Consider the following 12,365-nt stretch of genomic DNA (forward strand, 5'->3'; position numbering starts at 1 on the left):
ACGCAAATGACTATTTTAAATGATAAAAATATGCTTCCAGATCAACACTGGGTTGAGGTCTGTGATTTAAATGACATCACCCCGAATACGGGCGTAGGGGCTTTGGTTGAAGGGCAAGCGATTGCTTTGTTCCGTGTTGGGACAGAAAAACGCGTTTATGCACTGAGCAATAAAGATCCTTTCAGCCAAGCCAATGTCATGAGCCGTGGCATTATTGGCGACTTGCAAGGTGAACGCGTCATCGCATCGCCCATTTATAAGCAGCATTTTAGTTTAGCCACGGGACGTTGCTTAGAAGATAAAGATCAAAAACTACTGGTGTTCCCAACCAAAATTCAGGATGGACGTGTTTGGGTGAGTCCAACAGCGCAAAAAACCTATATCACCAATAATGGGCCTTCTTCAGAAAAAATGAAGTTGGTTTTGGTGGGAAATGGTTTAGCAGGCATGCGCTGTCTTGAAGATTTATTGGATATGGCACCAGAGCGTTATGAAATTACTGTAATTGGTGAAGAACCGTGGGGTAACTATAACCGCATTATGCTGTCGCCCGTGTTATCGGGTGAAAAAACCGTAGAAGACATTATGTTGCATCCACACGCATGGTATAGCGACAAGAGTATCCGTTTTATTGCAGATGATCCTGCCGTCAAAATTGATCGTCCACGCAAACAAGTCCATACCCAAACGGGCATTGTGGTGGATTATGACCGACTCATTTTAGCCACAGGGTCTAAACCTTTTGTACCGCCAGTAAAAGGCGCAGACCTAAAAGGCGTCGTAAGTTTCCGTGATATTTATGATGTCAATACCATGCTGGAATATTGTGAAAACAAACGTAATGCCGTGGTGATTGGTGCTGGTTTACTCGGCTTGGAAGCGGCATATGGCTTAAAACGCCGTGGTATGAATGTCACTGTTTTACATTTAATGAATCGAATTATGGAACGTCAACTGGATGATCGTGCCAGTCAAATGCTTCGCCATAGTATTGAACAAAAAGGGATTCGGATTATTACCGAAGCCAATACTGAAGCGCTAGTGGGTACAGATGGTCAGGTTAGTCAAGTTCGTTTAAAAGACGGCACTGTATTAGATGCAGATTTGGTGGTGTTTGCTGTCGGTATTCGCCCGAATATTAGCCTAGCGCAAAGCGCAGGACTCCGAACCAACCGCGGGGTCATGGTGAATGACACCATGCAAACTTTTGACCCAAGTATTTATGCAGTGGGTGAATGTATTGAACATCGCAGTCAGACCTTTGGTTTAGTCGAGCCTTTATGGGGACAGGCTTTTATTTGCGCGAGTCACTTGGCAGAGCATGGCAGTCTAACCTTCAAAGCCCCAACGGTTCCGACCCAATTAAAAGTGAGTGGTGTCGATGTGTTTTCGGCAGGTAACTTTGAGCCAAAAGATGATTTTGAAGACATCATTTTAAATGACGAGAAACGTCAAATTTATAAGCGCATCATTATTCAACAGGACAAAGTCATTGGAGCCGTCTTGTTTGGAGATACGGAAGATGGTGCTTGGTATGCGGAACTGATTGCAGACCAAACCCCAATTTCAAATATCCGCAGTAAATTGCTTTTTGGTCGAGATTTTGCATTAAAAAAAGTAGGTTAATTCAAATCACGCATCATTTTTTTGCTGCCATGGTTTTAAAAGTAAGAATAGGGAGCACCGTATGACCAGTATTCCATTTGTGGAACTCCAAAGCTCAACAGCTCCAGTTACAGCGAGCACAAAAACCACCTGTCCGTACTGTGGTGTGGGTTGTGGGGTAGTTGCGCATGTCAAACATACGGCGCAAGGTCAAGTTGTTAGCGTAGAGGGGGATGCTTCACATCCCTCCAATTATGGAAAATTGTGTATTAAAGGCAGTAATTTGGCGGATACCATTGGCTTAGAAACACGTTTATTGCAGCCAATGCTCGGAAGAAATGCACAGCAAAAAAAGACAACTTGGGATACTGCACTCAATCAAATTGCGCAGCAATTCCAAACTTGTATAGAGCAATATGGTTCAGAAAGCATCGCATTTTATGTATCGGGGCAATTACTGACCGAAGATTACTATGTGGTGAATAAATTCGTGAAAGGCTACTTAGGGACAGCCAATATTGATACCAATTCCCGTCTATGTATGTCTTCTGCTGTAGCAGCACATAAACGGGCTTTTGGTGAAGACATTGTTCCTGCCAGTTATCAAGATTTTGAACAAACGGATATGGTGGTTCTGGTCGGATCAAATACGGCATGGTGCCATCCCGTATTGTATCAACGGATTATGCAAGCCAAAGCCGAACGCGATATTTTTGTGGTTGTGGTTGATCCGCGTTTTACCAGTACTTGTGAGCAAGCCGATTTACATTTGCCCATTCTTCCTGGGCAAGATATCGCTTTGTTTAATGGACTCCTACAATATTTGCATCAAAATGGATGTGCAGATCAATCCTTTATTGATGCACATACGCAAGGTATTGAAGCTGCGTTGCTCAGTAGCCAAACGGAACAAGATATTGAAGAGGTCGCTCAACAAACAGGAATTACACTGGATAAATTACAACAGTTTTATGCAAAATTTGCCCAGACTGAACGAGTAATGACCCTATTTTCAATGGGGGTAAATCAGTCTTCACAAGGCGTGAATAAAGCCAATGCCATTACTAATTGCCATTTATATAGTGGGAAAATTGGTAAAACTGGGGCGGCACCATTTTCAATGACAGGTCAGCCGAATGCGATGGGTGGTCGTGAAGTAGGTGGTTTAGCCAATATGTTGGCAGCTCATTTAGATATTGATAACCCTCAACATCAGCAATTGGTACAAAACTTTTGGCAAAGCCCCGTCATTGCTAAATCTGCTGGATTAAAGGCTGTTGATTTATTTGAAGCTGTTGAAAGTGGCAAAATTAAAGCACTTTGGATTATGGCAACCAATCCCGTGGTGAGTTTACCCAATGCAGATCAGGTTAAACGTGCCTTAGAAAAATGTCCTTTCGTTGTGGTGTCGGATATTTGCCAAAACACCGATACGACAGCATTTGCTGATGTTTTACTGCCCGCTTTAGGTTGGGGAGAAAAAGATGGCACAGTGACCAATTCTGAGCGACGTATTTCCAGACAACGGGCATTTTTAGATGCACCGGGAACGGCCAAAGCAGACTGGTGGACAGTTTCGCAAGTGGCAAAAAGAATGGGATTTTCTGGTTTTAATTTTGAAAATGTCAGCGAAATATTTAACGAGCATGCACAACTTTCAGCCAGTGAAAATGTACCCTTAGCACAACGTGATGAATCAAAGAGCTTTCGTTATTTTAATTTACAAGGTTTAACAGGCTTAACCGTACAAGAATACGATGATCTCAACCCCATTCAGTGGCCAGTATGGGATAAACAGCAGTCCATTGAAACGGTGCGACATATCTATGCCAATGGGCAATTTAGCCATACCGATGGTAAAGCCAAATTTATTGCTGTAGAAAATATTGCTCCTGTAAATGCCTGTACAAATGAATATCCTCTGGCTTTGAACACAGGTCGTATCCGCGATCAGTGGCATACCATGAGTCGAACTGGATTATCTGCCAATTTAAGTACGCATCGTGCAGAACCATTTTGTGAGATTCATGCACAGGATGCTTTGAAATATGGCTTGAAAGAAGGTGACTTGGTCGAAGTTGCATCGACTTGGGGACGCTGTGTTTTAAAAACGACTATTTCTCAAGGCATCCGTCGTGGGCAAGTTTTTGCCCCAATTCATTGGAACGATCAAGTTGCTTCAGATGCCCGCATTGGTCGAGTAGTCAATCCTGTGGTAGATGCGATTTCGGGCGAGCCAGAATTTAAGCATACACCTGTTATGCTGCAACCATTTTATACTCAATGGCAGGGCGTATTTTATGCCCGTAATGAGTACGCAACTATGGTCAAGACCTCTATAGAGGCATGTGTTTGGTGGACCAAAGTGACCACTGCCAAAGCTGTTTGTTATGAACTGGCTGATCGCCGTAAATACGATGACATTACCAAACATTTAAAAGAACTTTTACCGTTTCAAGATGAAAGTTTTGAATGGTTAAATGTCGATGATCATTCAGCACAAATCAGCCATAGCATTGTCTTAAAAGATGGTATTCTGATCGCCAGTTTATATATTGCTCCACGTGCTTTACTACCAGACCGAGACTGGGTTGCAGGATTATTTAAGCGTGAGCGATTAAGTGCCATGCACCGTAAAGCGTTATTGGCGGGTCAACCTATTTCGATGAACAACAATGAAGGCCCATTGGTGTGTAGTTGCTTTAAAGTGGGTAAAAATCGAATTATTGAAACTATTAAAGAGAAAAACATCAGCAATGAAAAGCAAGTTACAGCTTGCTTAAAGGCTGGAGGCAATTGTGGTTCTTGCTTACCTGAAATTCGCGGCTTAATTAAAGCCTGTCAAACGGAGGATGTGAAATGATTAAAGCTTATCCTGCCACTGATCTTGTCATTCTTGCAGGAGGACAAGCACGACGTATGAACGGAATGAATAAACTTTTACAAACCTTTGATGATCAAATCCAGCTTTTAAAAATTCATCAAACCCTAAAACAGAAGGTGAATTCTATTTGGGTGAATAGCCATCGAGACTATTCACTTTACCGCGCCTTAGTGCCAAGTATTGCCTATTATCAAGATGAGGAATCTGGGTTTTTAGGTCCACTGATGGGCATGAAAAGCGCGTGGACAAATGTCCCATCGGACTATGTTCTATTTATTCCTTGTGATGTCACCTACATTCCATCTCGTGTGCTTGAGAAACTTCATGCTGTACTGGCAAAAAACACACAGGCTGAAGTGGCTTATGTCGAATTAAATGGACGTGCACTGTATCCCTTCTGTTTGTTAAAACGTAGCGCGTTGGAAAAATTAAATCGAGACATTGAACTAAAACAGTTCAGTTTAAAAAAGTGTTTTGCTGAAATGCACCCTCAAGTTGCACGGTTTAGTCATAAAAATCTATTTTTTCACAGTATTAACTCACTCGATGAACTACAACAGTACCAACAATTAAAATTTCTTAATTAAATCCAGAGATAGCACAAAGTTGGAACACTTATTGCTGAGTCATTTATAGCTATGAGCACAATCAAAGTGCAATCAGTTAATAAGCACAATTCTTGGGCATTTGGTCATTCCCACATGGAATAACATGCATGACAGTATCTATGGTAGAAACCCGTGCTGCATTTATAGATCAATTTGGTCGCAGCAAGCGTAAACTCAGAATTTCAGTGACCGATCGCTGTAATTTTAAGTGTGTCTATTGCATGCCTGAACATCCTGAGTGGATGAAGAAACATCAGATTTTAAGCTTTGAGGCGTTGTTTCAGTTTTGCCAGTTTATGGTGCAAAACGGGATTGAATATATTCGCATTACGGGTGGGGAACCTTTAATGCGTCAAGGGGTTGTGCATTTTGTTGCGGAACTGCAAAAGCTGAAAAAAATCGGACTGAAACAAATTTCGATGACCAGCAATGGTCACTACTTAAAAAAATATGCGCAAGATTTAAAACATGCAGAGCTAGACAGTATTAATGTCAGTTTAGACAGTTTAGATGCCGCACAGTTCTTTCAGCTCACACAAAAACAACTCCAGCCTGTATTGGAAGGCATTCAGGCTGCTCTAGACGTCGGTTTGCCACTTAAAATCAATAGCGTACTGATACAAGGCAAAAATGAGAACCAAATTATTCCGTTGGTGCAATGGGCGAAAGACCTCGCTATTCCACTGCGGTTTATAGAATTTATGCCTTTAGATGGAGATCGACACTGGAACGCTGAACATGTGGTCAGTGAACAGCAAATCTTAGATACGCTTGCAACCAAATTCAGTATAAAACCCTTAACAGAGCCTACGCGTAGCCCAGCCAGACAGTATTGGATAGATGGGCATCAAATCGGCATTATCTCCACCATTACCCATGCTTTTTGTGGTGAATGCGATCGTGTCCGACTGACTGCTCAAGGTGAATTTTATAACTGTTTATTTGCAGCAGAAGGATTACCACTTAAAACCGAAATTGAACAACTCCAGACAGGGTCAGCGCTGAAAACTAACCTTTTGCAGCAGAAACTTGAATCTTATATCTGGAACAAGAAATCAGGTTTTCATGCCATTCAGGCGCAGCAAACCCATAGAAAAATTAGTATGCACATGATCGGAGGTTAATATGTTGCAATCAAATTCAACCATCCAAATTAAAATTGAAGCTTATGGTGCAGTTGAAAAATTATTGCCTGCAAACCTTGTGATTTATAGCCCGCCCCATAGTGATATTGGGGCAGCCTTAAGCCAAGTCATGTCACTTTATCCCGAAGCTAAAACCCTGATTGAACGCTGTGCCTGTGCAGTCGGTGAAGACATTATCCCGCGTCATTTCATTATTGAAAATGCAATGACCTTAGTATTGCTATCGCCAGTGGCGGGAGGTTAAGTCAAATGAACCTGATGAATTTCCCACGTATTCAAACCACCGCGTTAATGCAAAGTGATTTTGATGGTATTCAACATTTTCCTGAATGTGGTGGTATTGGCATCTTTATCGGTACAGTACGTAATCACCATGAAGGCAAGGCAGTCAAAGCATTGAAATATACCGCTTATGCTCCTGTTGCAGAAAAAATGATTCGTGCCATTGAGCAAGAGATTCAAGCCAAATATCAAGTGTCCTATGTTCGGGTGGTTCACCGCATTGGTGCTTTAGATATTGGCGATACTGCAATTATTGCCATGGCTTATGCGGCACATCGTCGAGAAGCCTTCCAAGCTTGTGAAGAAGCCGTGGAACGGGTCAAGCATGAAGTCCCTGTCTGGAAGGAAGAGTTTTATGCAGATGGTAGCAGTCAATATGTAGAAGGTTGCTGTATCCGCAAAGATCAGGATTATGTTGCCGTGACAACGCCTGTTGCATCACAGACCCATCATGGATCATGCCAACACCACCATCACACTGCAATGGCAACCGTTTAATATACAGTAATAGGAGTACGTCATGAAAAATGTAGGCATGAAAGCCGAAAGCTATAGAACCGCAGTAGCAACGGGTATTTTGTATGCGCCTGCACATTGTATTGAGCTACTCCGTAATGGCAACACCGAAAAGGGCGATGCACTAAAAACTGCCCGTATCGCAGGAATCCTTGCAGCAAAGCGTACAGATGAACTGATTCCCTTGTGTCATCCCTTACCTATTTACCGTGCGGATGTGGAATATGAACTATTCGAGCAACATGTCTTAATTACAGCAACGGTTGAAACCATTGGTCCAACAGGCGTGGAAATGGAGGCATTAACTGCGGTGAGTCTGGCAGGATTAACCCTCTATGACATGCTCAAACCACATTGCGAACCAGAAGATTTATGCTTAGACCAATGTAAACTGGCGAAGAAAAAAGGGGGCAAGTCTCATTATACTCGCGCACTAAAAGATGCCATTCCTGCTTCAATCATTGTCCTCTCCGATACTGTTGCCGCAGGTAAAAAACCAGATACCGCAGGCTTAAATGTGTTGGAGATCCTTCAAGAAGCCAATTTTAAAGAGATTGCCTATCAGGTGATTCCAGACAGTCCTGAACAACTGTTGGCATTAATCGAACAGCAAAAAAATCATTATCCTCTTATTCTGACCGTGGGTGGAACAGGGCTTGGTCCGAAAGACCTTACTGTAGAAACTCTACAACCTTTAATGAAACGTGAAATTCCGGGGCTAATGGAAGCATCACGGAGTTTTGGTCAGAAACGTACACCTTATGCAGCACTTAGCCGTGGTGTTGCAGGTTATATCGATCAGAGTCTAGTGATCACTTTACCCGGAAGCCGTCAGGGTGCAAAAGAATCCCTCATTGCAATTCAACCGGCATTAATTCATCTGTTTGATGTACAGAAAAATATTCCCCATGCCGGAGGGTATCAATAATGTCAGGTTGTGGTGCTGAAACAGGACTGATCAGTGTAGATCAGGCCCTTGCGACTATTGTAGATCGAGTTCATGCATTAGCCAGTGAAAGTATTCCATTGCAACAGGCGTTGTATCGTTATTTAGCAACAGATATTCATTCTGAAATTGATTTGCCCTTGTTTAGTCAAAGTGCGGTTGATGGTTATGCCATATGCAGCAATGAGCCAATCCTAGAGAATTCCAAGTTTGAATTGGTTGGTGAAATCCGCGCAGGGCAAGACACAAATTTGACCTTAAACCACGGTCAGGCACTGCGTATATTTACAGGCGCAAAAATCCCTGAAGGTACAACAACAGTTGCACGACAAGAAATTGTCACACAACTGAACTCGATTCAAATTCAGATCAATATCCCCTTAGAAATACATGCTGATATTCGTGATGCAGGAGAAGAATTGGGTCGTGGACAACTACTGGCAAACCAAGGACAGCATTTAAGTGTTGGGGCAATTGCTACATTGGCGATGGCAGGAGTTCAACAGGTCGAAGTATATCAATTTCCCAAAATTGCTGTGGTGATTACTGGAGATGAAGTCGCTAAAACGCTAGATGATTTTAGTGCGGGTAAAATTTTTGATGCCAACGCACCATTAATCCAAGCATGGTTTGAACAGCAGCAGCAAAACGTCAACATTTATCATGTCGAAGATACTGAACTGGCGCTACAACAATTGATTCAACGACTCAAACAAGAGTGTGACGTGATTTTGACCACAGGTGGAGTTTCAGTCGGAGATTATGACTTTGTGCGACCCGTTGCATTAGAGCAGGGCTTTCAGCAAATTTTTTGGAAAGTGAAACAGAAACCTGGTAAACCTATGCTCTTTGCAGAATATCAACGTGCATCTGGCGATGCCTGTTATTTATTAGGACTGCCGGGCAATCCCGCTGCGGTATTTGTTGGCATGCAAATCTATACTGCGACCTTATTACACGCATTACAAGGTCAGACTCAATTACCCAACTGGTTTAGTGCAACCTTAAAGCAATCAATTAAAAGTGATTCGAGAGAACGTTTTCTGAGAATGTTTGCTCATTTTGAGCAAGGGCAATTATGGGTCGAAAATTTATCGAAACAGCAATCTCATATGCTAAGTAATCTGATGCACGCCAATTGTTTGATTCGAATACCAGAAAATCAAGTTTTAAGTGCAGGATCAACGGTACAAGGGCTTTTTCTGTAAGCCAACGACAAAATCATTTCTAGGTTTGGGAGTTGTCATTGAATGAAAATCAAATATGTATTCACCATTGTCGCAGCCTCCGTTTTGAGTATTTCGGCGCATGCCGATACCGTAAAAATCTATGCTGCGGCAAGTCTAACCAATGCTTTAACTGATATTTCCAAACAATATCGGGCAAAATACCCACAGAGCGAAATTGTGCCTGTATTTGGCGCATCTTCCGCCTTAGCAAAACAAATAGAAGCGGGGGCAAATGGCGATATCTATTTCTCTGCGGATCTAGATTGGATGAATTATCTGGTACAAAAACAGAAAATTAGCAATAAGCAAGTCCATCCTTTTTTATTGAATCAATTGGTGGCAATTAGTCCTCGTCAATTAAATATTCCGTTTCAAGCCAAACCACAGTTTAACTTTGCAGGGGCATTTCAGGGATACCTGTGTACAGGGCAAATGGAATCTGTTCCAGCGGGGAAATACGCCAAGCAAAGTTTAATTAAACTAAATTGGTTGAATGCGTTGAAAGGTAGAATTGTGGGAACGGATGATGTACGCGCTGCTTTGGCATTTGTTGAACGCGGGGAATGCACTGTTGGAATTGTCTATAAAACCGATGCACTCATTAGCCAAAAAGTGAAAATTATTGGGACTTTCCCAGCCAATTCACACCATCCGATTATTTATCCCATTACACTGACTCAGCAAGGCGTAGCAAATCAGGACGCCATACAATTTGAAAAATATGTACGTACTAATAGCCAAGCCAAGCAAATTTTTCAACGCTATGGTTTTGTTTTAAAGTAATAGGACTGAATCCATGTTAAGCCCAGAGGAACTCAGTGCATTATATTTATCAGCCAAAGTTGCATTGTTCGCGACATTGCTGAGTTTACCCTTTGCAATTGCATTGGCTTGGGTTTTAGCACGTTATGAGTTTCGGCTTAAGTTTTTGTTAGAAGCCATCTTACAAATGCCCATGGTCTTACCTCCTGTAGTTTTGGGCTATTTACTCTTGGTTTTATTTGGGCAACAAGGCTGGATTGGGCGCTACTTAAATGAACTCGGTATTCAGGTGATTTTTAATTGGAAAGGCGCTGTGCTCGCCTCGATGATTGTGGCTTTCCCTTTGATGGTACAACCCATTCGTCTGTCTTTTCAATTGATTAATCAACAATTAGAACAAGTGGCAGCAACTCTAGGCGCAAGCCCAATACGGGTGTTTTGTAGTATTAGTTTACCTTTGGCGATTCCAGGCATCATTATTGGTAGCATTTTGTGTTTTAGCCGTAGTCTGGGTGAGTTTGGCGCAACCATTACTTTTGTTGGCAATATTCCAGATGAAACACGAACTATCCCGATTGCAATTTATTCATTTCTACAACAACCCAATGGTGAGGAAATGGCAATGCGCTTAGTTGCACTTTCTATGCTGTTGGCTTTTAGTGCATTGATTGCCAACTATATGATTTTGCAGAAATATCAAAAAAGATTAGGAGTTTAAAGTCATGTTGAACTGTAAATTCCGTTATCAACGAGCTGATTTTAATTTAGATATCCAACTTGAAATGCAGCACCCAATTTTAGGCATTGTCGGTTCATCGGGGAGTGGTAAAACTACCTTGCTCAAGAACATAGCAGGATTATTGAATCCTCAATCGGGTGATATTCAATTAGGTTCTCAAACTTTATTTGCGTCATCTCAGAAGATCAACTTAGCTCCTCATCGACGACAAGTTGCTTTAGTCTTTCAACAAGCTTTGTTATTCCCACATTTAAATGTTCAACAAAATTTAAAATATGCAGAAAAACTTCAAGATCCTCAAGATATCAAATTTCACTCTGCGCAAATTGTAGAATTATTAGAATTAGAACATCTGATTCAACGCAAAGCCCATCAACTTTCAGGCGGCGAAGCCCAACGCGTCTGTATTGGGCGTGCATTATTGTCATCACCTAACTTATTACTTTTGGATGAACCACTTACAGGTCTAGATCGTCAACTCAAACAACAAATATTACCTTTTTTGAAACGCATAAAAAACGAGCTTAATTTACCTATGATTTATGTCACACATCATATGGATGAGTTAAAAAGTTTAGATGCTGAGATTCTCACCATGCGTGAGGGAAGACTATTGGTTTAAAGCCTCAAGAAAATACAGATAATCACAGAAAAAGATAGAATTTGATATTGGCGTAAATCTGAAAAAAAGCGATGATATACGGCTATTGAAATAAGATTAGGATTTCTATTTTAGTGTTCGAACTTGACTGTAAACTTCTCAGCATTTTTTTCTATGTGTATAAATTTAAAAGTGTTTCGGTTGCTGCAGAACAACTCTGCATGAGTCAACCTGCGGTCAGTAATAGCTTAAATAAAATCCGTCAACATTATAACGATCCGTTATTTTTACGTATTGGCAATGAAATGATGCCAACCGAACTTTCCAAACAGCTTTTTCCTTTGGTGAGTGAAGCGTTAAACCGTATTGAATTAATTAATAATTTCACCATCGATTTTGATGAAATGAACTCGCATCAGCAATTTAACATTGCGATGACGGATGTCTCACATTTAGTGTTGCTGCCAAAGATTTCACACTACCTGAAACAGCATGCGCCCCATGTAAGATTGAATGTACGCCCGATTACCACTGAAACCAGTTACCAAATGGCGAATGGCGAAATTGATCTGGCGATTGGTTTCTTGCCGCACATGGAAAATGGTTTTTATCAACAGTTGTTATTTGAACAATACTATGTGGTGATTGCCGCGAAAAACCATCCACGTTTAACGCCAAATCATTTAACCATTGAACAGTATTTGGCTGAGTCACATATTGATATTGATGCGGGTATTGGTAATTATCATATTGAAAATGAGCTGTTAAGATTGGAATTAAAACGCAATATTATCATGCGTTTACCTAGTTACTTAGGTGTGGGTTTGGTGGTGCAAGAGTCCGATGCAATTGCCACTGTGCCTTATTACCTGAGTGAAGTACTCTTATCGCGCGGTAATTTACAAATTTTTGATGCACCTATTTCTTTCCCAACATATAGCGTTAAACAGTTCTGGCATATGTCATGTCATCATAAGACCAGTCATCAATGGCTAAGACAAATGTGCCATGAAATTTTAGCGCGATAAAAATCTCTCAAAATATAAAA

Annotated in this window: 12 protein-coding genes; all 12 read left to right on the top strand. The window is 41.4% G+C overall.

Annotated features, from left to right (window positions below):
• The first annotated feature begins 6 nt into the window (after positions 1–6).
• A complete protein-coding gene (nirD, locus tag E0H87_RS09670; protein WP_131323405.1) occupies positions 7–1,626 on the top strand; it encodes a nitrite reductase small subunit NirD in 1,620 nt (539 codons plus the stop codon).
• Between the two features lie 61 nt (positions 1,627–1,687).
• On the top strand, positions 1,688–4,468 hold the full coding sequence (locus tag E0H87_RS09675; RefSeq protein ID WP_131323406.1) for a nitrate reductase: 2,781 nt from the start codon (positions 1,688–1,690) through the stop codon (positions 4,466–4,468).
• Positions 4,465–5,076, top strand: a complete 612-nt coding sequence (locus E0H87_RS09680) for a molybdenum cofactor guanylyltransferase (RefSeq protein ID WP_016168019.1) — start codon at positions 4,465–4,467, stop codon at positions 5,074–5,076. The genes E0H87_RS09675 and E0H87_RS09680 overlap by 4 nt, the downstream gene beginning before the upstream one ends.
• 128 nt (positions 5,077–5,204) lie before the next feature.
• Complete coding sequence (gene moaA, locus E0H87_RS09685; RefSeq protein WP_131323407.1) at positions 5,205–6,221, top strand: GTP 3',8-cyclase MoaA; 1,017 nt, start codon at positions 5,205–5,207, stop codon at positions 6,219–6,221.
• A 1-nt stretch (position 6,222) separates the two neighbouring features.
• On the top strand, positions 6,223–6,486 hold the full coding sequence (locus tag E0H87_RS09690) for a MoaD/ThiS family protein (RefSeq protein WP_131323408.1): 264 nt from the start codon (positions 6,223–6,225) through the stop codon (positions 6,484–6,486).
• 11 nt (positions 6,487–6,497) lie between these two features.
• The gene (locus tag E0H87_RS09695; protein ID WP_413773123.1) at positions 6,498–7,022 is read left to right on the top strand and encodes a molybdenum cofactor biosynthesis protein MoaE; all 525 of its coding nucleotides are present in this window, start codon (positions 6,498–6,500) and stop codon (positions 7,020–7,022) included.
• Between the two features lie 22 nt (positions 7,023–7,044).
• Positions 7,045–7,968 carry a bifunctional molybdenum cofactor biosynthesis protein MoaC/MoaB gene (gene moaCB / locus E0H87_RS09700; RefSeq protein ID WP_131323410.1) on the top strand — a complete coding sequence of 308 codons (924 nt, stop codon included), beginning with the start codon at positions 7,045–7,047 and terminating at the stop codon, positions 7,966–7,968.
• The gene (locus tag E0H87_RS09705; protein ID WP_131323411.1) at positions 7,968–9,194 is read left to right on the top strand and encodes a molybdopterin molybdotransferase MoeA; all 1,227 of its coding nucleotides are present in this window, start codon (positions 7,968–7,970) and stop codon (positions 9,192–9,194) included. Before moaCB ends, E0H87_RS09705 begins: the two co-directional genes overlap by 1 nt.
• A gap of 42 nt (positions 9,195–9,236) precedes the next feature.
• Positions 9,237–9,998, top strand: a complete 762-nt coding sequence (gene modA / locus E0H87_RS09710) for a molybdate ABC transporter substrate-binding protein (protein WP_131323412.1) — start codon at positions 9,237–9,239, stop codon at positions 9,996–9,998.
• A 13-nt stretch (positions 9,999–10,011) separates the two neighbouring features.
• Complete coding sequence (gene modB, locus E0H87_RS09715; protein ID WP_131323413.1) at positions 10,012–10,695, top strand: molybdate ABC transporter permease subunit; 684 nt, start codon at positions 10,012–10,014, stop codon at positions 10,693–10,695.
• Between the two features lie 4 nt (positions 10,696–10,699).
• On the top strand, positions 10,700–11,338 hold the full coding sequence (locus E0H87_RS09720) for an ATP-binding cassette domain-containing protein (RefSeq protein WP_131323414.1): 639 nt from the start codon (positions 10,700–10,702) through the stop codon (positions 11,336–11,338).
• Positions 11,339–11,451: 113 nt separating this feature from the next.
• Positions 11,452–12,345 carry a LysR substrate-binding domain-containing protein gene (locus E0H87_RS09725; protein ID WP_131323415.1) on the top strand — a complete coding sequence of 298 codons (894 nt, stop codon included), beginning with the start codon at positions 11,452–11,454 and terminating at the stop codon, positions 12,343–12,345.
• Positions 12,346–12,365 lie beyond the last annotated feature (20 nt).

This window comes from Acinetobacter sp. ANC 4178 (genome assembly GCF_004331175.1).
Classification (GTDB): domain Bacteria; phylum Pseudomonadota; class Gammaproteobacteria; order Pseudomonadales; family Moraxellaceae; genus Acinetobacter.

Coding starts and splice junctions, on each gene's coding strand:
- E0H87_RS09680 (WP_016168019.1), top strand. CDS start 4,465: ATGATTAAAGCTTATCCTGCCACTGATCTTGTCATTCTTGCAGGAGGA.
- E0H87_RS09705 (WP_131323411.1), top strand. CDS start 7,968: ATGTCAGGTTGTGGTGCTGAAACAGGACTGATCAGTGTAGATCAGGCC.
- modB (WP_131323413.1), top strand. CDS start 10,012: ATGTTAAGCCCAGAGGAACTCAGTGCATTATATTTATCAGCCAAAGTT.
- E0H87_RS09690 (WP_131323408.1), top strand. CDS start 6,223: ATGTTGCAATCAAATTCAACCATCCAAATTAAAATTGAAGCTTATGGT.
- E0H87_RS09720 (WP_131323414.1), top strand. CDS start 10,700: ATGTTGAACTGTAAATTCCGTTATCAACGAGCTGATTTTAATTTAGAT.
- moaCB (WP_131323410.1), top strand. CDS start 7,045: ATGAAAAATGTAGGCATGAAAGCCGAAAGCTATAGAACCGCAGTAGCA.
- E0H87_RS09675 (WP_131323406.1), top strand. CDS start 1,688: ATGACCAGTATTCCATTTGTGGAACTCCAAAGCTCAACAGCTCCAGTT.
- modA (WP_131323412.1), top strand. CDS start 9,237: ATGAAAATCAAATATGTATTCACCATTGTCGCAGCCTCCGTTTTGAGT.
- nirD (WP_131323405.1), top strand. CDS start 7: ATGACTATTTTAAATGATAAAAATATGCTTCCAGATCAACACTGGGTT.
- moaA (WP_131323407.1), top strand. CDS start 5,205: ATGACAGTATCTATGGTAGAAACCCGTGCTGCATTTATAGATCAATTT.